Source organism: Tsukamurella hominis, from assembly GCF_965137015.1.
Classification (GTDB): domain Bacteria; phylum Actinomycetota; class Actinomycetes; order Mycobacteriales; family Mycobacteriaceae; genus Tsukamurella; species Tsukamurella hominis.
On record NZ_CBCRZG010000008.1, the window covers coordinates 22,864 to 42,631 of the forward strand.

The following is a 19,768-nucleotide window of genomic DNA, read 5'->3' on the forward strand; positions in this document are numbered from 1 at the left end:
GGTCACACATCCTTCGCGACCTTGAGCTGCTCGATGATCGCCTTGCCCGTCGCTGCCATGTCGTCACGGCCGATCGGAATGACCAGCATCGCGTAGGTCTGCGGTGCGGAGGCGATGACGATCACGGTGATGTCGTCGCCCGCGACGGTGAGCTTGTCGCCCGTGACCAGGATCTTTCCCGTGACCTTGGCGGCGGGCACCCCGTCGACCGTGATCGCCTCGGCCGCGGACTGCTCGACCCGCTTGGAGTTCACGTTGAGGTAGCCGGCACCGTCCGCGATGCACTGGATCATCCGCGAGGCGGCGTCCTTCGGGTCGAGCTTCGAGGTGAAGTTGGTCTGGCCGACCTCGGCACCGGCCTGCCAGGGCTGTCCGTCGTCCATCGACTTCTGGAGGCCCGCGGCGGCGATGCTCTGCGCGTACACGGTGTAGCTCTCCTGCTCCCAGCCCGGCGCGGCCGCGACGGGGAAGGACAGCGGGCCCGAGGCGACGCGGTCGGTGATCGGCGAGGCCAGGCCGGTGCCGGGCACCCCGCAGTCGCCGCCCGTACTGGGCGTGACCGAGGAGGGGCCGGCGCTGGGCGCGGCGGTCCGGTCGCTCTCACCGGAGCCGGAGTTCACCACGAGCAGCACGGCGGCGATCGCCACCGCGACCACCAGCACCACGGCGATGCCGATCGCGGCGTACAGGCCCGTGCGATTCGGCTTCTGCGGCGGCTGCCCCTGCTGGCCGGCGTACTGCTGGCCCGGGTACTGGTAGCCCTGCTGGTACGGCTGCTGCTGCCCGTAGGGATCCGCGGGCTGCCCGTACGGGTTCGTCTGCTGGCCGTACCCGTACTGGTAGCCGCCCTGCGCGTACGGATCTGGTTGCGCATACGGATCGGGCTGCCCGTACGGATCGGGTTGCTGTCCGTTCGGATCCTGCGGGTTGCTCATACGTCCCTCGCCACCTTGAGCTGCTCGAAGACCTGCTGGGCCACCGCCGCGAGAGCAGTGTCCCCGATCGGGGTGTCCGACTCGAAGTATGCCTGGGGCGCCGAGCCGATCACCACAACAGTAACCACGTCACCCGGAATCGCGAGTCCCTCGCGGCTGACGAGGATGCGGCCGACGACGCGCGCGGCGGGCACCCCGTCGACCGTGATCGCCTCCGGCTCGGTCAGCCCCTCGAGCCGAGGCCGATACGAGTCGTACCGGCTGCTCGCGACGATGCACGGGATGATCCGGCGCGCGGCCTCCGCGACCGAGACCTTGGGCGCGAACGTGGTGAGCCCGACTTCGACGTGCGCGTCCCACGTGTGGCCGGGCACCGCGGTGCGCAGACCCGCCGCCTGCGCGCCGGGCGCGAAGAGCTGGTAGCGCTGCGGGGTCCACCCCGGAGCCGCGGACGCGGGGAAGGACACCGGGCCGGCGACCACGCGCTCGCCGATCGGGGTGGTCGAGCCGGCGCCGGGGAGCCCGCAGGCGCCGGCCTTTCCCGAAGCCGCCGACGTGGCTCCCGCCGTCGTCGACGAGCCGCCGGAGCCGCGCGCCATCAGCAGCGCTGCGAACACCGCGACCAGCACGACGGCGAGGACCGCTCCCCCGGTCGCCCACCACAGCCCCGCGTTCCCGCGCGACGGCGGCGGCGGTGATGGGGCGTGCGGGAGTGGCGGCGGGTACGGGTTCACGGCCGGCCCTGCTCCAATGCTCCGCGGCCGCCGCTCAGCTCGGAGTGGGTGCCCAGGCGCGCGGATCGCCCGGCCCGATCACCCGCGCGGCGGGCACCGTCGGAGTAGCCGGCCGAGGCGGAGGACCCGCGCCATCGGCCCCGCGCCGTGGACTCGTCCCGGTAGAACGAGGCGAGCTCGACCTCCTTGTCGCGCAGCGCGACCGCCGTGCCGGGCTCGCCACGCTCCGTGGCCTGCGCCGTGGCCTCGGCCCGGGCCTCCGCGAGGCGCGCCCCGATGCGGGCGGCGAACGCGGACTGGAAGTTGATCCGCGCCGTGACCCCCGAGACCGGCTTGGTCTCCACCCAGCGGCGCCGGGTGCGCCGGTCCTCGTAGAGCTGCTGCACCGTCTCCGACTTGTGGGCGCCCGAACGGAGGTAGGCGTCCGACGCGCGGACCATCTGGATCACCAGCGACGCGTACAGCGCCTCGCACGCGTCGACGTCCTCCGCGAAGCCGTAGGCGAAGACGAAGGTGGAGTTGGACGCCACGTCGCACCGCACGTCGTTCGACTGGGCGATCGCGACGAACAGCTCGACGAACGTGCGCAGGCCGCGACGCCCCGCCTCCCCGATCCGGACGGTGCGCTGCTCCGGGACCGCGCGCGCCCGCTCGGCGCCGCGCTGGTGCGCGCGGGCGACCGCGAGATCGATCGACGCGGCCGTGGCGAGCCGCTGCGCGGCCTCGGTGAACGTGGCGGCCTCGTGCTCGTTGTCAGTGCCCTCCGCCTGCCGCAGCAGCGCCCCGATGCGTGCGAGCAGCCTGTCGTCGTCCATGCGCGCGAGAATACCGGCGCCCACCGACACGGTTCCGCGCCCGACTCCACGACCGGCCCGCGGTTCCGCGGGCCCAAGCGCACGGCAAGCGAATCACCATCGCCGCCGGATACCGTCGACGGAACGGCGGCTCCGCTCGGAGGATGACCAGGAGCCGGACGAGGACGGACTGGAGGTGCACTCGGTTACGCTGGGCGCACACCGATCTCCACAATGACAAGGGGAGGGTTCACGATGTCGACGCCCAAGGACCCGTACGGCTACGACCCGTACGGACAGCCACCGTCGTACCCCGCCCAGCCGTACCCGGCGTACCAGCCCTACCCCGGCTACCCGCCGCCGCAGGGCCTGCAGGACCCGGATCAGGCGATGGGCATCGTCGGGCTCGTGCTGACCGTGTTGGGCCTGTACCCCGTCGGGCTGATCGTCAGCTGGATCGCGCACCGGCAGTCCCGCGACCGCGGCTACAAGAACACGCTGGCGACCATCGGCATGGTCATCGGCGGCGCCCTCACCGCGCTGACCCTGCTCGCGATCCTCGCCTTCGGCGGCTTCTTCCTGCTCATGTTCCTCATCGCGAGCTCCGGCACCGCGCTGATCTGACCCTGACACGACGAAGCCCCCGACCTCCTCGCGGAGATCGGGGGCTTCGTGGTTCAGACCCTGATGAGGGAGGCTTACGCCTCGTCCTCGGTGAGGTTGCTCACGCGCTGCGGGTCCACCTGGATGCCCGGTCCGGTGGTCGTCGAGACGGTGACCTTCTTCAGGTACCGGCCCTTGGCCGCCGACGGCTTCGCGCGCAGGATCTCGTCCAGCGCGGCGCCGTAGTTCTCCACCAGCTGCTTGGCGTCGAAGGACGCCTTGCCGATCACGAAGTGCAGGTTCGCGGCCTTGTCGACGCGGAACGTGATCTTGCCGCCCTTGATGTCGCCCACGGCCTTGGTCACGTCGGGGGTGACGGTGCCGGTCTTCGGGTTCGGCATGAGGCCACGGGGGCCGAGCACGCGAGCGATGCGACCGACCTTGGCCATCTGGTCCGGGGTGGCGATCGCGGCGTCGAACTCGAGCCAGCCGCCCTGGATCTTCTCGATCAGGTCCTCGGCGCCCACCTCGTCGGCACCCGCGGCCTTGGCCTCCTCGGCCTTGTCGCCGACGGCGAAGACGATCACGCGGGCCGTCTTACCGGTGCCGTTCGGCAGGTTGACGGTGCCGCGCACCATCTGGTCGGCCTTGCGGGGGTCGACACCGAGGCGCATGGCGACCTCGACGGTGGCGTCCTGCTTGGTGGAGGAGGTCTCCTTGGCGAGCGTGACGGCCTCGAGCGGGCTGTACAGCTTGTCCTTGTCGACCTTCTCGGCAGCGGCCTTGTAGGCCTTGCTGTTCTTGCTCATGTATCTAGCTCTTTCGTTCTTGCCCAGCTGATGGGCAGTGAGTGGTTCTGCGGGCCGAGCCGGCCCTCCCACGGGAGGCCGAAGCCTCCCGGCGACTTACTCGACGGTGATGCCCATCGAGCGAGCAGTGCCGGCGATGATCTTCGCGGCCTGATCGATGTCGTTCGCGTTCAGGTCTTCCTTCTTGGTCTCGGCGATCTCGCGCACCTGATCCCAGGTCACCTTGGCGACCTTGGTCTTGTGCGGCTCGCCCGAGCCCTTCTGCACACCCGCTGCCTTGAGCAGCAGCTTGGCGGCCGGAGGAGTCTTCAGCTTGAAGTCGAAAGAACGGTCCTCGTAGACCGTGATCTCGACGGGGATGACGTTGCCACGCTGCGACTCGGTCGCGGCGTTGTACGCCTTGCAGAACTCCATGATGTTGACGCCGTGCTGACCAAGCGCGGGACCCACGGGCGGAGCAGGGTTGGCCTGCCCGGCCTGGATCTGCAGCTTGATGAGCCCGGCGACCTTCTTCTTCTTCGGGGGCATCCTCAGTTTCCTTTTTCTTCACCCCGCGCCCTTGCGGTGGCGCGGGAAGCATGTGTCTCGCTAGGAGATCTTCTCGACCTGGTTGAAGGCGAGCTCGACGGGCGTCTCACGACCGAAGATCGACACCAGCACCTTGAGCTTGCGCTGCTCGGCGTTGATCTCGCTGATGGACGCGGGCAGGGTGGCGAACGGGCCGTCCATGACGGTGACCGACTCGCCGACCTCGAAGTCGACCTCGACCGCGGGGCCCTGCGCAGCCGCGCCACCGGAGGCGGCGGAACCGTCGGACGCGGCGCCGGCCTTGTCCTTGGCGGGCTTGGTGCGCGCGCTCTCGGGGAGCAGGAACTTCACGACCTCGTTCATCGTGAGCGGCGAGGGCTTGCTGGTCAGGCCGACGAAGCCGGTGACGCCGGGGGTGTTGCGCACCGCGCCCCACGACTCGTCGTTGAGGTCCATGCGCACCAGGATGTAGCCCGGCAGCACCTTGCGATTGACCCGCTTCTGCTGGCCGTTCTTGATCTCGGTGACCTCCTCGGTGGGGACCTCCACCTGGAAGATGTAGTCGCCGACGTCGAGGTTCTGGACACGGGTCTCGAGGTTGGCCTTGACCTTGTTCTCGTAGCCCGCGTATGTGTGGATCACGTACCAGTCGCCGGGGGCGGTGCGCAGCTGCGCCTTCAGCTCCTCGACGGGGTCGATCTCCTCGGGCTCCTCCTCGGCGACGATCTCGGCACCGTCGCCGGGCTCGTCCGCACCGAGGACGCTCTCCTCGATCTCGACCAGCGCGTCGTCGTCGGCCTGCTCGGCGGCGTCCTCGGCCTGCTCGACCTCGGTCGCCGCGGCGGCATCGTCGACCAGCACGTCCTGGACGTTCTGCTCTGCCTCGTTCTCCGGGGTGCTCACAGCGCCGAAGTTCCTTCCGTCTCGTCTAACTCGTGTGGTCCGGCTACTTGCCGAACGCCCACAACATCAGCTTCGCGAAGCCGAGGTCGAGGAGGCTGATCATCGCGGTGAGGACCACCACGAAGACCAGCACGATGATCGTGTAGTTGATCATCTGGGACCGGGTCGGCCAGATGACCTTCCGCAGCTCCGCGACGACCTGGCGGATGAACAACCAGATGGCGGCGAACGGATTGCGCGACTTCTTCGCCTCCGCGGGCTTCTTCGCGGCGCCGGATTCGACCGCCGAACCGGGCTCCGGCGCCTCGGCGAGCGCGGTGCGGCCGCCACGGCGACTCGCGCGCTTACCGGAGGGGCGGGCCTGCTGGGCGTCTTCGGCGACGCTGTCGCCGGCGGCTTCGCCGGTGGTCGCGTCGTCCTTCTCGTCGCTCACGCACATCCCTCCGCTGGATCTTCCAGCGGGCGTCGGCCCGCCGATTTCGACAGCCGGGCCCCGGGGGCCCGCGCTATGCAGGGGCGACAGGACTCGAACCTGCGACCTGCGGTTTTGGAGACCGCTGCTCTACCAACTGAGCTACACCCCTTTGCGAGACCTTCCGGCCCCGCACCCGCACCGTTCGATGGGCGCGCTTTCGCACGCCCGCCGTTTTGTGCGGACAGTTCAGTGTACGGCACATCGGTGCCGCACCTCAAAACGCACCGGTCATGCGGCCCGAGCGGGCCGCGGACCGTCAGGCGAACTGGACGGTGGCGACCGGCTTGCCGAAGATCTTGCGCTCGCCCTGCTTGACCGTCAAAAACACGACGCCCGTCTTGGTCTCCTCGTCGAGCGACTTGATCTTGCCCGAGTAGAGGAGCTCCGCCTTCTGGTCGGCCGGCACGAACACCGGCGCGGTGAAGCGGACGCTGTACTCCTTGAGCGCGCCCGGATCGCCCAGCCACTCGGTGATGTAGTTCGAGCCCAGGCTCATGGTCAGCATGCCCTGCGCGACGACGTCCTCCATGCCGGCCAGCTTCACGATGTGATCGGACCAGTGGATGGGGTTCGGGTCGCCGGTGACGCCGGCGTAGTTCACCAGGTCGCCGCGGGTCAGCTCGAAGGTGCGCGCCGGGAGCTCCTCGCCCACCGTCACGTCCGCGAAGTTACGAAGCGCCATACATCATCACCTTTTCCATTGCACCGACGAATGCGGCGTCCTCGTCCTCACCCGACCGGCCGGCCAGGGTGGTCCAGGACGTGACGAGGTGGTTGCCGTCCTGGTCGGAGATCTCGTTGCGGGTCACGATCAGGTCGGCGCCCGCGGCCTGCCGGAAGGCGTCGAAGTGCACGTGGGTGGTGAGCGTCATCCCCGCGACGATCGGCGCGTGGAACTTGACCTCCTGCGCCGACTGCACGACGGGCCGACGGCCGTAGCCGACGATCGCGTTCTCGAACAGCGGGCGGTGGGCGATGATGCCGATCAGGGAGAACATGATCGGGGGCGCCACGATGTCGGCGTAGCCGGCCGCGCGCGCGGCCTCCACGTCGTGGTGGACCGGATCGGTCAGCTGGGACGCGTTCGCGAACTCGCGGACCTTCTCGCGGCTGACGTAGTACTTCTCGTCGTACTCGTAGTTGTAACCGACCGCGGCGCGCGTGCGCTCCGCGACTTCCTCGGGGCTGAGCTGCTCGGTGACCGGTCCACCCGGCACATCGATGTCCTTGCTCACGTGACGAACCTACCTATCGTGAATGGGCTGAAGGGCAGTATGCCAAAAGGGAGGGCATCCGCTGTGGATGCCCTCCCCCTTGTCGACGTCTACGTCAGCGCGACTCTCGGTGCGCCTGGTGCGATCCGCAGTTCGGGCAGAACTTCTTCAGCTCGAGGCGATCGGGATCGTTGCGACGGTTCTTCTTGGTGATGTAGTTGCGGTGCTTGCACACCTCGCACGCCAAGGTGATCTTGGGGCGGACATCTGTCGATGAAGCCACGACGGTCCCTCTTTCGCAAATCTCTTGTCAGTTGTAGCGGTGGGGAGGCTCGATCTCCCGACCTCACGATTATGAGTCGTGCGCTCTAACCAGCTGAGCTACACCGCCCTGAGCTATCAGCACATTGCACTGGTCTAGCGAGCCCCCTGACGGAATCGAACCGTCGACCTTTTCCTTACCATGGAAACGCTCTGCCGACTGAGCTAAGGGGGCGTGCCTCAGGTCGCCGTTCCCGGCGCTCCAAGAGCCTCAACGAGATTACACACCGCGGCCGAGTTCATCCAAATCCGCAGGTCAGCTCGTTATCGCTGCGGCCCCCGACGCGTGAACGTCGAGGGCCGCAGCTGGTGGCACGTGTAGGATTCGAACCTACGTAGGCTAAGCCGACGGATTTACAGTCCGCTCCCATTGGCCGCTCGGGCAACGTGCCTTTCACTGCCGGTGAAGGCAGCGGACGATAGACTACAACGCCCCCGTGGGGGGCGCGCAAACCCGCAGGTCAACCTCATAGGAGTGCAACAGAAGATGGCCGATTCGTCGTTCGACGTCGTGAGCAAGATCGACCGCCAGGAGGTCGCCAATGCCCTCAACCAGGCTTCGAAGGAGCTCAGCCAGCGGTACGACTTCCGCGGCACGAACACCACCGTCGAGTCCTCGGGCGAGGACAAGATCGTGATCACCTCCGACGCCGAGGAGCGCGCCAAGGCCGGCCTCGAGGTCTTCCAGGAGAAGCTCATCAAGCGCGGCCTCTCGCTCAAGGCCTTCGACGCGGGCGACCCCGTCGCCTCCGGCAAGACGTACAAGATCACCGGCACGCTCGTCGAGGGCATCACCAGCGAGAACGCCAAGAAGATCAGCAAGCTCATCCGCGACGAGGGCCCCAAGTCCGTCAAGGCGCAGATCCAGGGCGACGAGCTCCGCGTCTCCAGCAAGTCGCGCGACGACCTGCAGGCCGTCCAGTCGCTGCTCAAGAACGCCGACCTCGACATCGCGGTCCAGTTCGTCAACTACCGCTAGGTCTCCTGGTTCGACGGTGCGCTCGCGGCCGGCCGCGTAGTTCGACGGTGCGCTCGCGGCCGGGCCGAAGGGCGGCATCGCCGCTCGCTGGGCTTCGCGCCCTCGCCTATCGGCTCGGGCACTGCAGAATCGCTCGGCGGCGACGCCGCCCTTCGTCCCTCGTTCGGTTCCTGGTCGCCCCGCTGGAGGTAGCGGCCGTGGGGTCCGTGATCTCGGCTGTGGGTTTCCTCACGTCAGGAGAGGAGCGGCGGATTTCGTCACGCCTCGGGCACAGCGGCGTCGTCCCCCACGTCGCATTCGCTCCCCGGCCACACGCCGAATCCCCACCCTGGCGTTCCAGCCCACGCCAGACGCCGTTCCTCCGGTGGGGGCTCGAACGTCCCNCGCTNNNCGCCGAATCCCCCACTGGACGCCGGCCGCGCTACGCGGAGAGGAGGCCGTGGCGGGCAAGAGTCGGAGTCAGCTTCGCGCGGAGAAGGGCGTCGTTGAGCAGGTCGTCCCAATCCCACCGCACCACCTCGAAGCCGGCGCCCACGAACAGCGCGTGCCGGTCCTTCTCCGCCTCGAGGGCCGCGGCGCGCTCGGCGTCGGTGGTGCCGTACTTGCCTTTGCCGTCGAACTCGCCGATGAGCGAGCCCCACTCGAAGTCGGCGAACACCTGCCGGCCGCCGAAGTCGAACGGGGTCTGCAGCCGCGGCGCCGGCAGACCCCACGAGTGGATCAGCACCCGCGACCACGATTCTCCCGGCGATCCGGAGCAGTCCACGGACAACCCCAGCGCGCGACGAGCGACCGCGGAACCCCGTCGACGCCCCAACCGGTCGAGACACTCCGTCAGCGCCGCCCGTGGCACCGGCGACGGATCCGTCGGCTTCGGGAAGCGCGGTACGCATCGCACCGCGTCGATCGCGGCCACGCCGCGGATCAGGTCGCCGGTCATCGCGACGTCGATCGACGTGCGGACCCGCGACGTCACCCGCATCCCGTCGAACTCCACGATCTCCCCGGCCACGAGCGGCCGCGGATGCACATGGATCCCCGGCCGACGCCCGCCACCGTGCACCCGGTCGACGGTCACGTGGACGTCCTTCCGCTCCGGCCGCAGGTACGGGACGTCGAACAGGACCGCCGCGCTCTCATGACTGATCACCCCGCTGCACGACATCCCCACCGCCTGCACCCGCATCCGATACAGCTCGGGCGCGGAGTAGTCCGCGCCGAGCGCATAGACGCCCTTCGCCAGCCGGATCAGCTCGCCCCGGTCGACGGCGCGACTGATCTCCGCGCTGTTCCGGCCGGTAGCGAGAAGATACTTCCTCGTTAGCAGCTCCCCCATGGACCGCAGTCAACCAGTGCCCGGACCCGAGTTCGGCTGCGAGAACCCGCTCGTCCACAGGCTACCGGCGAGTACTCACAACTTTTCGTCCCCCGCTCGGCGCCGATTCCCCCACCCGGCGTTCCAACCCTCGCCGGACGCCGTTCCTCCGGTGGGGGCTCGACCGTCCCCCACTCGGCGACCGGTCCCCCACCACACGCCGCGGCGCACCGGCGGACCGGCAGCCGACGGCGGACCGTCGGGCTACGACGTGAGGGCCTGCAGGCGCTCGACGCGGCGGTCGACGGGCGGTTGCGTGCGGAAGATGCGACCCATGCGGTCGGTGTCGAGGAAGGGGCAGACCAGCATGGTGTTGGCGTGCACGGCGATCTCGGGCTCGGGCGGCAGGGGTGCGCGGGCGGCACCGTCGGACACCTTCTCCAGGGCGCTGACCAGCGCGGACGGCGACCCGGTCAACAGCGCGCCCGTGTGGTCGGCGCGGTAGTCGACGGTCCGCGAGACGCCCAGGCGGATCAGCGCACCGGCGATGGGCGCGAGCACCGACAGCATGGCGTCGACGACCCGGCTGCGCCGCGCGCCGCCGTCGCCGAAGCCGAGGAGGTAGCCGAAGCCGGCGAAACCGCAGATCACGGCGCCGAGCGCCCCGGCGACGGAGGCGGTCAGCGTGTCCCGGGAGCCGATCCGGGCGAGCTGGTGCGCCAGCACGGCCCGCAGCTCGTCCTCCGAGAGCAGCTCCAGTAGCCCAATGGTCACGCACACCGCGGAGTGCGTCGGGCCGTGGCCGGTCGCGAAGGCGGTGGGCGCCGCGGTGGGCGAGACGTAGATCGCGGGCATGGGCAGCCGCGCGGAGGTCGACAGCTCCCGGACCAGCCGGAACAGCGCGGGTTGCTGCAGTTCGGAGACACTGCGCGCGTGCATCGCGCGCAGGGGCAGCGACGGCCCGCTGACGTACAGGTAGGCGCACACGCCGGCGGCGAGCACGATCGAGAGCACGAACGCCGTCTGCCCGAAGACCGCGCCGGTGGCCATGAGGAAGCCCGCGACCAGCGCCAGGAGCAGCGCGGTGCGGATCTGATTGCCGGTCCTACTCCCCAGGCCCTGCACTTCGGGGGTCCTCAGCCCAGGCGGGCGACCGTGAAGGTGACCAGGGACTCGAGGGAGGAGCGGGGCTCGGACTCGGGCAGCTCGGCCAGCTCGGCGCGGGCCTCGTCGGCGTAGCGGGCCAGCGTGGCCTGCGCCTCCTTCATGCCCGCGGAGCGGCCGAGGAGCTCGATGGCCTCGTCGACCAGCGCGTCGTCGGTGACCGGGCCCACGAGGATCTCGCGCAGCCGATCGGCCTCGGGGCCCTCGTCACGCAGCGCGTAGAGCACCGGCAGGGTGAAGACGCCCTCGCGCAGGTCGGTGCCGGGCGTCTTGCCGGAGTCCTGGGCGATCGAGCTGATGTCGATGATGTCGTCGCTGATCTGGAACGCCATGCCGATGGCGGCGCCGATGCGGTACATCCGCTGCGCCGTCTCCTCGTCGGCGCCGCCGTGCAGCGCGCCGAGCAGGCCGCAGGTGGCGATGAGGCTGCCGGTCTTGCCCCAGATGGTGTCGAGGTAGTGCCGCACCGGGTCGCCGTCGCCGGCGCCCTTGAGCTCGAGCATCTGGCCCGTGACCAGCTCGCCGAAGCACTTCGCGATGACGCCGACGGCGCGGGGGCCGAGGTCGGCGCCGTACGCGGAGGCGCGGGCGAAGAGGAAGTCGCCGGCGAGGATCGCGATCGAGTTCCCCCACCGCGCGTTCGCCGACGGTGCGCCGCGGCGCGTGTCCGCCTCGTCCATCACGTCGTCGTGGTACAGCGTCGCGAGGTGGGTCAGCTCCATCGCCGCGGCGGCGGTGATGACCTGGTCGGACGGGGCTCCGCCGATCCGGCCGGAGAGCACCGTGAACATGGGCCGGAACCGCTTGCCGCCGGCCTGGAAGAGGTGCAGGGCCTCCTCGATCACGCACCCGTCGGCCTCGGCGATGCCGTCGGCGATGACCTGCTCGACGCGGGCGAGGTCCGCGCGGATCCCCGCCGCGAACTCGTCGGATCCCAGCGAGACCCCGGCTACCGTCTTCTCCACGTGTTCAGCCTAGCGGGCGGGTCGCGGTGTGCAGCGCGACGATGCCGCCGGTCAGGTTCGTCCAGGCCACGTCGCCCCAGCCCGCCTCGCGGACGAGCTCGGCGAGATCGGCCTGCGCCGGCCAGTTCCGGATCGACTCGGCGAGGTAGGTGTAGGCCTCCGGGTTCGACGATCCCTTCGCCACCACCTGGATGGCCTCGAGCGCGACCTTCTCGTACAGCGCGCGGAAGGCGCCGTTGGTCGGGGTGGAGAACTCGCAGACCACGAGGCGGCCGCCGGGCCGCACGACCCGCGCCATCTCCCGCAGGCCCGCGACGGTGTCCTGCACGTTGCGCAGGCCGAACGAGATGGTGGCGGCGTCGAAGGAGTCGTCGGCGAGCGGCAGCGCCATGGCATCGCCCGCGACCATCGGCACCCGGCGGAAGGCGCCGGCCTTGAGCATCCCCGTCGAGAAGTCGCAGGCCGCGACCCAGGCGCCGGAGCGGGCCAGGTCGACGGTCGAGACGCCGGTGCCGGCGGCGAGGTCGAGCACGCGGTCCCCGGGTTTGAGGTCGAGCGCGCGCCGGGTGCGGGCGCGCCAGTACCGGTCCAGCCCGCCCGTCATGAGCGTGTTGGTCCGGTCGTACCGGCGCGCGACACCGTCGAACATCGACGCGACGTCGCCCGGTTTCTTGTCCAGAGAGGCCCTTGCCATGCCCCGAAAGCTACACGACGGCGCGGACCGACCGGCCCGCCGCAGGTCCGGCGATCACGCTCTCGTAGTGCCCGAACAGCTGGTCGCAGAGGGCCGGCCAGGTGCGGGCCAGAACGGACTTCCGGGCGGCCTCCCCGAACCGGGCGCGGAGCGCGGGATCGGCCAGGGTATCGATGACGCCGGGCAGCAGCTCGGCGAACTCCGCGGTCGGCAGCAGGTAGCCGTTGCGGCAGTGCGCGACGAGGTCGCGCGGGCCGCCCTGGTCGGGGGCGATCGACGGGACGCCCGACGCGAGAGCCTCCTGCACGGCCTGGCAGAAGGTCTCGTGCTCGCCGGCGTGCACGAAGACGTCGAGCGAGGCGTACGCGGCGCCGAGGTCCGCGCCGCCGAGCTGCCCGGTGAAGACCGCTCCGGGCAGCAGTGATTCGAGCCGGGCGCGCTCCGGGCCGTCGCCGACGATGACCAGCTGCACGTCGTCGCGGTGCGCGAGCCCGGCGAGGCGCTCGACGTGCTTCTCCGCGGCGAGCCGCCCGACGAAGCCGACCACCAGCCGGTCGGGGCGGTCCCCCAGCCAATCGGCGCGCAGCGCGGCCGAGCGGTGCGACGGGGCGAAGCGCTCCGCGTCGACGCCGCGCGCCCAGGTCTTCACCCTCGGGATGCGGTGCGCCTCGAGGTCGGCGACGGACGCCGACGACGGCGCGAGCGTCAGGTCGCACTGCTTGTGCATCTGCCTGGTCCACCACCAGGCGGCGCGCTCCAGCGGGCCGAGGCCGTAGGAGCCGGCGAACCCGGCGACGTCGGTCTGGAAGATCGCGACCACGGGGATGCCGAGCCGCTTCGCCGCGGCGAGGCCGCCCGCGCCCAGGAAGTAGGGCGAGGCGAGGTGCACCACGTCGGGCCGGAAGTCGCGCAGCACGTCGACGATCAGCATGTTCGGCTGCCCGATCGGCAGCGACGAGATCTTCGGCAGCATCCGCGCGGGCACCCGGTACACGGGGAACCCGAGGTGCTGGGTCGGCGCCGGCTCCTCGCCCGCGACCGCATCGGGCGCGATGACGATCGCCTCGGCGCCCGTGCGGCGGCAGTGCTCGAGGACGCGGAGCACCGAGTTGGTGACTCCGTTGACGTTCGGCAGGAAGGACTCGGCCACGATCGCGATACGCACGTCAGCAGTGTCGCCCGGGGCGGTGACCGTGAGGTTCCCTACCGGTCGACGGTGCGCGGAACGTCAGGTGAACTCTCACCCCGGTGGTAGCCGGCGGCGATGAGCAGCATGATCGCCCCCACCACCAGCCACGTCCCCGCGGCGACGGACGCGGCGGGCAGCACCGCGACGGCCGCGGACCGTCCGGCCACGCGCACCAGCTCCGGATCGGAGCGGCTGTACTCGACCTGGATGCGGTCGCCGACGTTGAGCTCGCTGGGGTAGAGGACGCCGAGCGGAGGATTGTGGTTGACGCCGTCGGTCGTGTAGAAGCTGATCGTCGAGCGACGGGGCCCGGCGGAGAGCACCTCGGCGGTCGCCGTGCCGCGGTCGGCGTCGATGGTGCGGTCGTCGCGCCACGCGGCCGCGACCAGCACCACGCAGAGCCCGGTGATGAGGATCGCCGCGCTCAGCAGGACGATCTGCACGCGCCGCAGCGCGGTGCGGCTCACGCGCCCTCCCCCGCGGCCGGGCCGCTCGACGCCGCGGCGCTGATCCGCGCCCGCATGCCGGCGTGCAGCGCGCGCAGGCCGGTGCGCTCGGTGCGCACCTCGACCACGCGCAGGCCGTCGGCGCGGGTCGCGTCGGCGAGGCCGTCCAGCTCGGCGCGCACGTACTCGACGCCGTAGGCGGCGCAGAGGGAGCCGATGTCGGTGCCGTGCGGGGTGCCGAAGACGCGGGCGGCGGCACCGTCGTACTCCGCCCCGGAGTACCGCTCCTCCCCCTGTTCCAGCAGGTTGAAGATGCCGCCCCCGTTGTCGTTGGCGACGACGATGGTGAGGTTGGCCGGCCGGGGCTCCTCGGGGCCGATGAGCAGGCCGGAGGCGTCGTGCACGAAGGTCAGGTCGCCCATCAGCGCGACGGTGCGCCGGTCCTGGTGGGCGAGCGCGGCGCCGACGGCGGTGCTGACGGTGCCGTCGATGCCCGCGACGCCGCGGTTGGACAGGACGCGGACGCCGGACGGGACGTCGCCGGCGAGGGCGACGTCGCGGACGGGGTTGGACGCGCCGACCACGAGTTGGTCGCCGGTGCGCAGGGCCGCGCAGACGGCGCGGGCCACGTGCAGGCCGGTGACGGGCTCGGCGTCGAGTCCCTCCGCCACGGCCTCCCGCGCGGCGGCGTCGGCGTCGGCGCAGCGCTGCAGCCAGGCCGCATCGGGCTCGCCGACGGGCAGGACCCGCGTGCCCGTCGCGGCGACGTTGCCGGAGACGTCGGGCCAGCGCGGCCCCGTCGTCACGGCGTAGACGGTGACCTCGGGATCGGCGAGCAGGGCGCTCACCTCGCGGTGCAGCGTCGGGCGGCCGCAGATGATGGCCTGCCGCGGCTTGAGCGCGGGCAGGGCCCACGGGTGCAGCGCGTTCTCGGGGTGCGGGGCCGTCGGCTCGGCCACGGTGGGCAGCCCGGCGAGCGCGGGGTTCTCGCCCGCCCCGTGCCCGGAGATGACGACGGTGTCGGGGGTCAGGTCGATCGGCAGCGGCACGTCGAGGGTGGCGACGGGCGCGACGGTCCACGGCCCCCCGTCGGGCCGGCCGTGCGCGAACTCGGGCGACGGGTCGTCGGGGACGAGGGGCTCGCGCAGCGGGATGTCGAACTGGACGGGGCCGGCGTTGCCGGTGCGGGCGCCGCGGGCGGCCGACAGCGCGCGGCAGACGGCGCTGCGCCACTGCGAATTGCGGTCGAGGCCGGGCTCGGCGAGGCCGAGGGACAGCGACGCGCGGACCTGGGTGCCGAAGATGCCGAACTGCTCGACGGTCTGGTTGGCGCCGGAGCCGAGCAGCTCGTAGGGCCGGTTCGCGCTGACGACCAGCAGCGGGACGCGGGCGTAGTTGGCCTCGTAGACGGCGGGCGCGAGGTTCGCGACGGCGGTGCCGGAGGTCATGATGATCGCGACGGGGCGGCGGGCGGCCGCGGCGAGGCCGACCGCGAGAAAGCCGGCGGTGCGCTCGTCGATGCGCACGTGCAGCCGCAGCTCACCGCGCGCGTCCGCCGCGTGGACGGCGAAGGCGAGCGGCGCGTTGCGCGAGCCGGGGCACAGCACCACGTCGGTGACGCCGCCGCGGACCAGCTCGTCCACGATCACGCGCGCCTGGAGCGTGGACGGGTTCGGCGGCTTCTGCATGCGGACCACCTTACGACCGCATCACCCGTCGGCCAGCTTCGCCAGGACCGGACCGGCCAGGAGCAGGAGGTCCCGTTCGAGGTCGGTGAGCCGTTCCGCCATCGCCGACGCGAGCCAGGCGTTGCGGATCGCCCGGTCCTCCTCGATCACGGCGCGGCCCGCGTCGGTCAGCTCGACGTACTGCCGCCGACGGTCCGCCTCGTCCCGGCGCCGGCGCACCAGGCCGGCGTCGGCGAGGGCGTTGAGCGCGGGGGTGAGGGTCTGCGCGCGGACGTGGTGCGCCTCGCCGAGCTCGGCCGGCGTGGCCGGTCCGCCGCGGTCGAGGCTGCCGAGGATCAGGTACTGGGTCTCGGTGAGCGGGCCGGGCCGGCGGTGGGCCCGGATCTCGCGGCTGAGGGAGTGCACGCCGTAGCGGAGCTCGCTGACATCGGACATAGCAAGAGTTTACTTCATACTTTTGCGCATTTCGCGAGTTGCACGACGTCTTCTGCAAGCAGATACTTGTCGTCATGCGAAGCGAGCTGACGAGATGGACCGGCCTGATCGTCGCCTCCTGCGCCCTCTCCGCCGCACTGATGGCGGCCGGCGTGCCGAGCGCGCCACTATTCGCGGCGCTCGTGTGCGCGGTCGTCGCGGCGCTCGCGGGCCGCGCGCCGGGGCCGATCCCGCGGCCGGTGCAGCTGGGCGCGCAGGGCGTCCTCGGCGCGTACATCGGCACGCTCATGCAGGCGCACACGGTCGCGGCGCTGGGGTCGCGGTGGCCGGCGGCGTTGCTCGTCGGCTTCGCGACGCTGTTGCTGTCCGTCGGCGCAGGCGCGCTGCTGGGCCGGCACCGGGACACCGAATCGATCACCGGCTCGCTCGCGCTGGTGGCGGGCGGCGCGTCGGGGTTGGTCGCGATCGCGCGCGAGCTCGGCGGCGACGAGAAGGTGGTCGCGGTCGTCCAGTACCTGCGCGTCGGGCTGGTGACGGTCTCGCTGCCGCTCGTCGCTGCGCTGTATCCGCACACGCCGGGGTCCTCGTCGGTCGCCTCGGGCCCGGAGCGCGCCTGGTGGTTCGACCTCGGCTTCACCGCCCTGTGCGTGGGCGGCGGCCTGGCCGTAGGGCTCGCGACGCGACTGCCCGCCGGCGGCCTCCTCGGCCCGCTCGTCGCCTCCGCCGCGCTGTCGCTGTCGGGCGTCGCCGCGGGCGCGACGGTGCCGTGGGCGCTGGTCGCCGCGGGCTACCTGGTGATCGGCTGGCAGGCGGGCGTGGGCTTCACCCGCGAGTCGCTGCGGTCGATGGCGCGGCTGCTGCCCTGGGCTGTGCTGCTCATCGTCGGCGTCGGGATCGGCTGCGCGGGGCTGGGCTTCGCGCTGTCCGCGATGACCGGCGTCTCCGCACTCGACGGCTACCTCGCGACCACGCCGGGCGGCATCTACGCGGTGCTCGCCGTGGCCGCCTCGTCGAACGTCGACATCACCTTCGTCGTCGCCGCGCAGCTCATCCGCGTCCTGCTCATGCTCTTCCTCGCGCCCGCCGCGGCTCGCGCCTTCCAGAGGTGGCGCGCGAGGCGCGAGCACGACCGTGCGAACACTGCTAACATCGCGGCATGACTGCGGGTACCAGGGAATTCGACCTCATCGTCTTCGGCGCGACCGGCTTCGTCGGCGTGCTGACGGCGCGCCACCTCGCCAAGCACGCGCCCGACGGGGTGCGGATCGCGCTGGCCGGCCGCACGCAGGCCAAGCTGGAGAAGGTCCGCGCGGAGCTGGGCGAGCGGGCGAAGGACTGGGGCGTCGTCGTCGCCGACGTCGACAAGCCCTCCACCCTCGACGCGATGGTCGCCCGCACGACGGTCCTCTGCAGCACCGTCGGCCCCTACGCCCTGTACGGCGAGACGGTCGTCGGCGCGTGCGTCAACGCCGGCACGCACTACACCGACCTCACCGGCGAGGTGCTCTTCGCGCGCCGCTCGATCGACAAGTTCCAGGAGCAGGCCGCCGCGAACGGCACGAAGATCGTGCACTCCTGCGGCTTCGACTCCATCCCGTCGGACCTCGGCACGTTCCTCGTCTACGAGAAGGCCCGGGCCGACGGTGCCGGCACGCTCGGCTCCACGACGCTGGTGATCCGCTCGATCCGCGGCGGCGCGAGCGGCGGCACCATCGCCTCCGCGATCGGCCTCGCCGACGAGGTGAGCGCCGACCGGGACGCGCGCCGCGTCGCCGGCCGCCCGCACTCGCTGAGCGTCGATCACACCCGCGAGACCCCGAAGCAGCCCGGCGACCTGTCCGTCGTCGACGCCAAGTCCGTCGACCCGTCGCTGAGCGGCAAGCTCGCGCCCTTCTTCATGGCGAGCTACAACACGCGCGTCGTGCGCCGCTCCAACGGCCTGCTCGACTTCGCCTACGGCCCCGACTTCACCTACCGGGAGACGATGGCCGTGCCCGGCCCGCCCGTCGTCTCGACGGTGGCCGCGCACGCCGTGCAGGGCGCCCTCGCGGTGGGTATGGCGGCGCTCGCGATCAAGCCGCTGCGCCCCGTGCTCGACCGGGTCCTGCCCTCCCCCGGCGAGGGGCCGAGCGAGTCCTCGCAGGCCAAGGGCTCGTTCATCGCCGACGTCTACACCCGCACCACGAGCGGCCGCCGCTACCGGTCGACCATCGGCGCCAAGCTCGACCCCGGCTACAGCGGCACCGCCGTCATGCTGGGCGAGTCCAGCCTGGCGCTGGCGCTCGACGGCGACACCGCCCGCGGCGGCGCGACGCTCCCCGGCCGCGCGGGCGTGCTGACGCCGGCCGTCGCGCTCGGCGACGTGCTCGCGGATCGCCTGCGCGCCCAAGACTTCACCGTCACCGTCGAGGAGCTGACCTAGCGGTTCACGCGAGCGCGAGGAACAGCTTCTCCAGCTTCTTCTGGTCGACGTTCTCGGGGCCCTCGGTGGCGATGCAGTACTGCAGGCCGGTGGCGACGAGGGCGTAGCCGCTGCGGCCGAGCGCCTTGTTCACGGCGGCGAGCTGGGTGAGCACGTCCTCGCACTCCTCCCCCTCCTCGAGCATGCGGATCACGGTCGCGAGGTGGCCGTGGGCCCGCTTGAGGCGGGTGACGATGGGCTTCGCGCCCTCCTCCGGGAGCTTCATGCGCGGAGCCCGTCGAGCATGCCCGCCAGTCGCTCCCGCGCGTCGGCGGCGACGCCGGACAGCGCTGCCGTGCCGGTGAATTCGGGCATCACGTTCGGGTCCATCACCTCGACGAGCGCGCCCGCGCCGTTGGCCGACACCACGACGTTGCACGGCAGCAACGCGGCCACGCGCGGGTCGATGCCGAGCGCCTCGCGCGCCAGCTGCGGCCGGCAGGCGCCGAGGATCACCTTCGGCGGCACGTCGACGTCGAGCTTCGCCTTGAGCGTTGCCCGCAGGTCGATCTCCGTCAGCACGCCGAAACCGGCCGCCGCGAGGCCCTCGCGCACGCGCGCCACCGCCTCGTCGTAGGGCGCGTCGATCGCTGCGCTCATCGTGAATTCCGCCATGGGTCCGTTCCTTCCGTCGCCGACGCGACCGTCGAAGTCGCCGTCCCACCCATCGTGGCACATCCCCCCGGGGGGATGCTACGTTCGTGACGAACATCCCCCCAGGGGGTTACCGGAAGGACGACATGAGCACCCACGACCACCCCACCGACGGCGCCGCGACGCTGCGCGCGCTCCAGCCCCAGCACCGCGACCTGCGCCGCGCGATCCCGGACGTCTACGCCGGTTTCGGCGCCCTGAGCAGCGCCGCCTTCGCCGACGGCGCGCTCGAGAAGAAGACCAAGGAGCTCATCGCCTTCGCCATCGGCGTGGTCGAGGGCTGCGACGGCTGCATCGCCTCGCACGGTCAGGCCGCGGCGCGCGCGGGAGCCACCGAGCAGGAGGCGGCGGAGGCCATCGGCGTCACCTTCCTCATGCACGGCGGCCCCGCCACGATCCACGGCGCGCGGGCCTTCGAGACCTTCCGCGGCTTCGTCGCCGGCGCGAACGCGTAAGGTCCGG

Annotated in this window: 25 protein-coding genes and 4 tRNA genes; 5 read left to right on the top strand and 24 right to left on the bottom strand. The window is 71.4% G+C overall.

Going from position 1 to position 19,768, the window contains the following annotated elements; genetic code table 11:
- Nucleotides 1-2 precede the first annotated feature (2 nt).
- The 3 genes from ACM9LD_RS12240 to ACM9LD_RS12250 are packed head-to-tail and all read right to left on the bottom strand — an operon-like array spanning nt 3 to nt 2,484.
- On the bottom strand, nt 3-935 hold the full coding sequence (locus ACM9LD_RS12240) for a hypothetical protein (protein ID WP_415676924.1): 933 nt from the start codon (nt 933-935) through the stop codon (nt 3-5).
- Nucleotides 932-1,669, bottom strand: coding sequence for a hypothetical protein (locus ACM9LD_RS12245; RefSeq protein ID WP_415676925.1), 738 nt, complete (start codon nt 1,667-1,669; stop codon nt 932-934). The genes ACM9LD_RS12240 and ACM9LD_RS12245 overlap by 4 nt, the downstream gene beginning before the upstream one ends.
- A complete protein-coding gene (locus ACM9LD_RS12250; protein WP_415676926.1) occupies nt 1,666-2,484 on the bottom strand; it encodes a DUF2786 domain-containing protein in 819 nt (272 codons plus the stop codon). Before ACM9LD_RS12250 ends, ACM9LD_RS12245 begins: the two co-directional genes overlap by 4 nt.
- Before the next feature lie 234 nt (nt 2,485-2,718).
- Here ACM9LD_RS12250 and ACM9LD_RS12255 point away from each other — a divergent pair, with 234 nt between their 5' ends.
- Nucleotides 2,719-3,087, top strand: a complete 369-nt coding sequence (locus ACM9LD_RS12255) for a hypothetical protein (RefSeq protein ID WP_415676927.1) — start codon at nt 2,719-2,721, stop codon at nt 3,085-3,087.
- A 74-nt stretch (nt 3,088-3,161) separates the two neighbouring features.
- Here ACM9LD_RS12255 and rplA read toward each other — a convergent pair whose 3' ends face one another.
- From rplA to ACM9LD_RS12310, 11 genes are all read right to left on the bottom strand, one after another.
- On the bottom strand, nt 3,162-3,875 hold the full coding sequence (gene rplA, locus ACM9LD_RS12260; protein ID WP_415676928.1) for a 50S ribosomal protein L1: 714 nt from the start codon (nt 3,873-3,875) through the stop codon (nt 3,162-3,164).
- A 96-nt stretch (nt 3,876-3,971) separates the two neighbouring features.
- Nucleotides 3,972-4,403 carry a 50S ribosomal protein L11 gene (gene rplK, locus ACM9LD_RS12265; RefSeq protein WP_068523954.1) on the bottom strand — a complete coding sequence of 144 codons (432 nt, stop codon included), beginning with the start codon at nt 4,401-4,403 and terminating at the stop codon, nt 3,972-3,974.
- 60 nt (nt 4,404-4,463) lie between these two features.
- Complete coding sequence (gene nusG / locus ACM9LD_RS12270; protein WP_415676929.1) at nt 4,464-5,306, bottom strand: transcription termination/antitermination protein NusG; 843 nt, start codon at nt 5,304-5,306, stop codon at nt 4,464-4,466.
- A gap of 43 nt (nt 5,307-5,349) precedes the next feature.
- Entirely contained in the window at nt 5,350-5,745 is a 396-nt protein-coding gene (gene secE / locus ACM9LD_RS12275; RefSeq protein ID WP_415676930.1) for a preprotein translocase subunit SecE, read from the bottom strand.
- 72 nt (nt 5,746-5,817) lie between these two features.
- Nucleotides 5,818-5,890: transfer RNA gene (locus ACM9LD_RS12280), tRNA-Trp, on the bottom strand.
- A gap of 147 nt (nt 5,891-6,037) precedes the next feature.
- Nucleotides 6,038-6,463 (bottom strand): (3R)-hydroxyacyl-ACP dehydratase subunit HadB, encoded by a 426-nt coding sequence (gene hadB / locus ACM9LD_RS12285; protein ID WP_415676931.1) that lies wholly within the window; start codon nt 6,461-6,463, stop codon nt 6,038-6,040.
- A complete protein-coding gene (gene hadA, locus ACM9LD_RS12290) occupies nt 6,450-7,016 on the bottom strand; it encodes a (3R)-hydroxyacyl-ACP dehydratase subunit HadA (protein ID WP_415676932.1) in 567 nt (188 codons plus the stop codon). Before hadA ends, hadB begins: the two co-directional genes overlap by 14 nt.
- A gap of 94 nt (nt 7,017-7,110) precedes the next feature.
- On the bottom strand, nt 7,111-7,278 hold the full coding sequence (rpmG, locus tag ACM9LD_RS12295; RefSeq protein WP_013125415.1) for a 50S ribosomal protein L33: 168 nt from the start codon (nt 7,276-7,278) through the stop codon (nt 7,111-7,113).
- Nucleotides 7,279-7,312: 34 nt separating this feature from the next.
- Nucleotides 7,313-7,386: transfer RNA gene (locus ACM9LD_RS12300), tRNA-Met, on the bottom strand.
- Between the two features lie 32 nt (nt 7,387-7,418).
- A tRNA-Thr gene (locus ACM9LD_RS12305) sits at nt 7,419-7,491 on the bottom strand.
- A 132-nt stretch (nt 7,492-7,623) separates the two neighbouring features.
- Nucleotides 7,624-7,708: transfer RNA gene (locus tag ACM9LD_RS12310), tRNA-Tyr, on the bottom strand.
- 95 nt (nt 7,709-7,803) lie between these two features.
- Between ACM9LD_RS12310 and ACM9LD_RS12315 the strand changes: the two genes are divergently transcribed.
- Nucleotides 7,804-8,295: a YajQ family cyclic di-GMP-binding protein gene (locus tag ACM9LD_RS12315; protein WP_415676933.1), complete on the top strand. Its 492-nt coding sequence runs from the start codon at nt 7,804-7,806 to the stop codon at nt 8,293-8,295.
- A gap of 421 nt (nt 8,296-8,716) precedes the next feature.
- Here ACM9LD_RS12315 and ACM9LD_RS12320 read toward each other — a convergent pair whose 3' ends face one another.
- The 8 genes from ACM9LD_RS12320 to ACM9LD_RS12355 all read right to left on the bottom strand — a co-directional run bounded on the left by ACM9LD_RS12320 (nt 8,717) and on the right by ACM9LD_RS12355 (nt 16,191).
- Nucleotides 8,717-9,631, bottom strand: coding sequence for a type IV toxin-antitoxin system AbiEi family antitoxin domain-containing protein (locus tag ACM9LD_RS12320; RefSeq protein WP_415676934.1), 915 nt, complete (start codon nt 9,629-9,631; stop codon nt 8,717-8,719).
- Nucleotides 9,632-9,874: 243 nt separating this feature from the next.
- On the bottom strand, nt 9,875-10,735 hold the full coding sequence (locus ACM9LD_RS12325; RefSeq protein WP_415676935.1) for a M48 family metalloprotease: 861 nt from the start codon (nt 10,733-10,735) through the stop codon (nt 9,875-9,877).
- An 11-nt stretch (nt 10,736-10,746) separates the two neighbouring features.
- Nucleotides 10,747-11,739, bottom strand: coding sequence for a polyprenyl synthetase family protein (locus tag ACM9LD_RS12330; protein ID WP_415676936.1), 993 nt, complete (start codon nt 11,737-11,739; stop codon nt 10,747-10,749).
- Nucleotides 11,740-11,743: 4 nt separating this feature from the next.
- On the bottom strand, nt 11,744-12,433 hold the full coding sequence (locus ACM9LD_RS12335) for a demethylmenaquinone methyltransferase (RefSeq protein ID WP_415676937.1): 690 nt from the start codon (nt 12,431-12,433) through the stop codon (nt 11,744-11,746).
- Nucleotides 12,434-12,443: 10 nt separating this feature from the next.
- Entirely contained in the window at nt 12,444-13,598 is a 1,155-nt protein-coding gene (locus ACM9LD_RS12340; RefSeq protein ID WP_415676938.1) for a glycosyltransferase family 4 protein, read from the bottom strand.
- A 38-nt stretch (nt 13,599-13,636) separates the two neighbouring features.
- Nucleotides 13,637-14,089, bottom strand: a complete 453-nt coding sequence (locus tag ACM9LD_RS12345; RefSeq protein WP_224647600.1) for a DUF3592 domain-containing protein — start codon at nt 14,087-14,089, stop codon at nt 13,637-13,639.
- Nucleotides 14,086-15,756 carry a 2-succinyl-5-enolpyruvyl-6-hydroxy-3-cyclohexene-1-carboxylic-acid synthase gene (gene menD, locus ACM9LD_RS12350; RefSeq protein ID WP_415676939.1) on the bottom strand — a complete coding sequence of 557 codons (1,671 nt, stop codon included), beginning with the start codon at nt 15,754-15,756 and terminating at the stop codon, nt 14,086-14,088. Before menD ends, ACM9LD_RS12345 begins: the two co-directional genes overlap by 4 nt.
- 21 nt (nt 15,757-15,777) lie before the next feature.
- The gene (locus tag ACM9LD_RS12355; protein WP_415676940.1) at nt 15,778-16,191 is read right to left on the bottom strand and encodes a MarR family transcriptional regulator; all 414 of its coding nucleotides are present in this window, start codon (nt 16,189-16,191) and stop codon (nt 15,778-15,780) included.
- A 74-nt stretch (nt 16,192-16,265) separates the two neighbouring features.
- Here ACM9LD_RS12355 and ACM9LD_RS12360 point away from each other — a divergent pair, with 74 nt between their 5' ends.
- Both ACM9LD_RS12360 and ACM9LD_RS12365 read left to right on the top strand, forming a co-directional pair.
- On the top strand, nt 16,266-17,351 hold the full coding sequence (locus ACM9LD_RS12360; RefSeq protein WP_415676941.1) for an AbrB family transcriptional regulator: 1,086 nt from the start codon (nt 16,266-16,268) through the stop codon (nt 17,349-17,351).
- On the top strand, nt 17,348-18,613 hold the full coding sequence (locus ACM9LD_RS12365) for a saccharopine dehydrogenase family protein (protein ID WP_415676942.1): 1,266 nt from the start codon (nt 17,348-17,350) through the stop codon (nt 18,611-18,613). The genes ACM9LD_RS12360 and ACM9LD_RS12365 overlap by 4 nt, the downstream gene beginning before the upstream one ends.
- Before the next feature lie 4 nt (nt 18,614-18,617).
- Here ACM9LD_RS12365 and ACM9LD_RS12370 read toward each other — a convergent pair whose 3' ends face one another.
- Complete coding sequence (locus tag ACM9LD_RS12370) at nt 18,618-18,878, bottom strand: metal-sensitive transcriptional regulator (protein ID WP_415676943.1); 261 nt, start codon at nt 18,876-18,878, stop codon at nt 18,618-18,620.
- A complete protein-coding gene (locus ACM9LD_RS12375; protein ID WP_415676944.1) occupies nt 18,875-19,267 on the bottom strand; it encodes a DUF302 domain-containing protein in 393 nt (130 codons plus the stop codon). The genes ACM9LD_RS12370 and ACM9LD_RS12375 overlap by 4 nt, the downstream gene beginning before the upstream one ends.
- A 125-nt stretch (nt 19,268-19,392) precedes the next feature.
- On the opposite strand from ACM9LD_RS12375, the gene ACM9LD_RS12380 reads away from it, so the two are divergent.
- A complete protein-coding gene (locus ACM9LD_RS12380; RefSeq protein WP_415677071.1) occupies nt 19,393-19,761 on the top strand; it encodes a carboxymuconolactone decarboxylase family protein in 369 nt (122 codons plus the stop codon).
- Nucleotides 19,762-19,768 lie beyond the last annotated feature (7 nt).

Excerpts from the sequence above, each read along its gene's own strand:
- ACM9LD_RS12240 (WP_415676924.1), bottom strand. The coding sequence starts at position 935 with ATGAGCAACCCGCAGGATCCGAACGGACAGCAACCCGATCCGTACGGG.
- ACM9LD_RS12250 (WP_415676926.1), bottom strand. The coding sequence starts at position 2,484 with ATGGACGACGACAGGCTGCTCGCACGCATCGGGGCGCTGCTGCGGCAG.
- ACM9LD_RS12255 (WP_415676927.1), top strand. The coding sequence starts at position 2,719 with ATGTCGACGCCCAAGGACCCGTACGGCTACGACCCGTACGGACAGCCA.
- rplA (WP_415676928.1), bottom strand. The coding sequence starts at position 3,875 with ATGAGCAAGAACAGCAAGGCCTACAAGGCCGCTGCCGAGAAGGTCGAC.
- rplK (WP_068523954.1), bottom strand. The coding sequence starts at position 4,403 with ATGCCCCCGAAGAAGAAGAAGGTCGCCGGGCTCATCAAGCTGCAGATC.
- secE (WP_415676930.1), bottom strand. The coding sequence starts at position 5,745 with ATGTGCGTGAGCGACGAGAAGGACGACGCGACCACCGGCGAAGCCGCC.
- hadB (WP_415676931.1), bottom strand. The coding sequence starts at position 6,463 with ATGGCGCTTCGTAACTTCGCGGACGTGACGGTGGGCGAGGAGCTCCCG.
- ACM9LD_RS12315 (WP_415676933.1), top strand. The coding sequence starts at position 7,804 with ATGGCCGATTCGTCGTTCGACGTCGTGAGCAAGATCGACCGCCAGGAG.
- ACM9LD_RS12320 (WP_415676934.1), bottom strand. The coding sequence starts at position 9,631 with ATGGGGGAGCTGCTAACGAGGAAGTATCTTCTCGCTACCGGCCGGAAC.
- ACM9LD_RS12335 (WP_415676937.1), bottom strand. The coding sequence starts at position 12,433 with ATGGCAAGGGCCTCTCTGGACAAGAAACCGGGCGACGTCGCGTCGATG.
- menD (WP_415676939.1), bottom strand. The coding sequence starts at position 15,756 with ATGCAGAAGCCGCCGAACCCGTCCACGCTCCAGGCGCGCGTGATCGTG.
- ACM9LD_RS12355 (WP_415676940.1), bottom strand. The coding sequence starts at position 16,191 with ATGTCCGATGTCAGCGAGCTCCGCTACGGCGTGCACTCCCTCAGCCGC.
- ACM9LD_RS12360 (WP_415676941.1), top strand. The coding sequence starts at position 16,266 with ATGCGAAGCGAGCTGACGAGATGGACCGGCCTGATCGTCGCCTCCTGC.
- ACM9LD_RS12365 (WP_415676942.1), top strand. The coding sequence starts at position 17,348 with ATGACTGCGGGTACCAGGGAATTCGACCTCATCGTCTTCGGCGCGACC.
- ACM9LD_RS12370 (WP_415676943.1), bottom strand. The coding sequence starts at position 18,878 with ATGAAGCTCCCGGAGGAGGGCGCGAAGCCCATCGTCACCCGCCTCAAG.
- ACM9LD_RS12375 (WP_415676944.1), bottom strand. The coding sequence starts at position 19,267 with ATGGCGGAATTCACGATGAGCGCAGCGATCGACGCGCCCTACGACGAG.
- ACM9LD_RS12380 (WP_415677071.1), top strand. The coding sequence starts at position 19,393 with ATGAGCACCCACGACCACCCCACCGACGGCGCCGCGACGCTGCGCGCG.